We start from the raw sequence: 2,083 nt of genomic DNA, 5'->3' as shown, positions 1-2,083 counted from the left end.
TGCTGATAAAGACATTCAATTCAGACTGAATACCAATTGGTTGGGTTGGGATAAAGAGGGGTGTCTACGATTTGATAAGGACCTAAAAATTGATACCGATATTGTAGTTTTCGCATTGGGAGGGGCAAGCTGGAAAGTGACAGGTTCTGATGGCGCCTGGAAAGAGAAATTTGAAGAAAAAGGAATAAATGTTCAGCCGCTGAGGGCTGCCAATTGTGCCTTTGAAGTAGCTTGGGGCAAGGAGTTTATTGGAGCACATGAAGGAAAACCTCTAAAAAATATTGCCTTGACCTTTGGAAAACAAGAGGTTAAGGGAGAATTGAGTATTTCAAGATTTGGTTTGGAGGGCAATGCTATCTATGCCTTAAGCAGAGAAATTCAAATGTCTTTTTTGTTAAAAAGGGAGGTTATTGTCCATTTGGATTTAAAGCCCGGCTTAACAATCGCTCAGTTGAAAGCGAAATACAATGGGTCCAGACAAGCTAAAGTAACAAGTATTTTAAGTAAAGAACTGAATTTAGACCGTACTTCCATTGGTTTGTTAAAACAGTTTTGTGACAAAAACACATTTTCAAATCCCGATTTACTTCTTCAAACGATCAAAGCAGTGCCTATAAAGCTCAAGTCCGCAGGACCGTTGGATGAAGCTATTTCAACCATGGGTGGTATTGCTTTGGATGAGGTTGATTCGAATTTTCAAATTAAAAAAATGCTCAATTCTTACGCCATTGGAGAGATGCTGGACTGGTATGCACCCACCGGAGGGTATTTGCTTCAGGGTTGTTTCAGTATGGGCTTTGCACTGGCGGATTTCTTAAATGGCTTGAATGGGGAGGGATAATACCGAAGTAATTGCTAAACCGAATCATTTTTCCGGATAGGATGAATTAATTTCCTGTATTTGGTAGTCCTAAGTTTCCAATTCCCATATTTACCATTTATAGCTAAGGATTAACCTTTTTAGTGCCAAGGCTTGTAGCGACCTTTGATTGAGAAAGTAAATCAGGTGTATGTTTGCACCATTTCAGGATGAAAACTAAAAATAATATCATGAAAATAGCAGTTACATCAGCCAGTGGGAAATTAGGAGCTTCTATAGTCAATCAATTGACAAAAGAAGTCGGTGAAAACCAGGTTAAAGGTATTGCGCGAACTCCTGAAAAGGCCAATCACCTAGGTGTTGAGATCAGGAAAGGAGATTATAATAGCCGAAATCAATTCAATGAAGCCTTGAAAGGAATTGATACCTTGTTATTGGTTTCAGGTATGGATCATCCTGAAAAGAGAATCCAGCAGCATAGAAATGTGATTGAAGCAGCAAAGCAAAATGGAGTTAAAAAAATTGTTTATACCAGTATCATAGGGGACGAAGAAAACACGGCATTTAGCCCAATCGTTAAAAGCAACAGGCAGACGGAGAAAGATGTACAAGGCTCAGGTCTGCTTTGGGCGATCGGAAGAAATGGGATTTACATCGAACCGGATATTGAATACATAGACCACTACATTGAAGATGGTGAAATCAGAAATTGTGCAGGAGAGGGGAAGTGTACTTATACAAGCAGGGATGAATTAGCTATGGCCTATACCCAAATGTTATTGAAGGATGAACACAATGGGCACATTTATAATCTAGGTGGAAAACCCATCACCCAACAAGAGTTAGCAGCTATTATCAATGAAGTGTATGGAACTCAACTGTCTTACCATCAGGTATCTGTAGAAGATTACCGGAAAGAAAGAACAGCAGCCCTAGGAGATTTTATAGGAACGGTAATCGCCGGTATTTATGAAGGTATAAAGCGAGGAGTCAATGATGTGCCTTCTAATTTTGAGAAGGCAACCGGAAGACCCCACCAGGCCCCATTGGAAATGGTGAAAGCTGTAAAAGATAGGATGACAAAAAGATTATAAATTTACCCAATCTTAAACGCTGCTTTTTTGCATTAATAGAAAAGGAATAAAGTACGGGTAAATGGTAGAATAAAGCGTAGGGATTAATAGTGAAACAATGGGTATAATTGAGAATATAATTAAAAAAGTGGTGCTTCTGGAAGCATTGATAGTGGAGAAAACCAAATTG

The 2,083-nt window shown here is 39.0% G+C and carries 2 protein-coding genes; both read left to right on the top strand.

Annotated features, from left to right (window positions below; translation table 11 throughout):
- The coding region (locus AAC037_RS23875) for a TIGR03862 family flavoprotein (RefSeq protein WP_339906158.1) at positions 1-841 on the top strand (841 nt) is incomplete at its 5' end.
- A 209-nt stretch (positions 842-1,050) separates the two neighbouring features.
- Complete coding sequence (locus AAC037_RS23870; protein WP_339906157.1) at positions 1,051-1,914, top strand: SDR family oxidoreductase; 864 nt, start codon at positions 1,051-1,053, stop codon at positions 1,912-1,914.
- Positions 1,915-2,083 lie beyond the last annotated feature (169 nt).

It is taken from the genome of uncultured Cyclobacterium sp. (assembly GCF_963976465.1).
GTDB lineage: Bacteria > Bacteroidota > Bacteroidia > Cytophagales > Cyclobacteriaceae > Cyclobacterium.
This window is presented reverse-complemented; position numbering and strand designations above follow the sequence as displayed.

Excerpts from the sequence above, each read along its gene's own strand:
- AAC037_RS23870 (WP_339906157.1), top strand. The coding sequence starts at position 1,051 with ATGAAAATAGCAGTTACATCAGCCAGTGGGAAATTAGGAGCTTCTATA.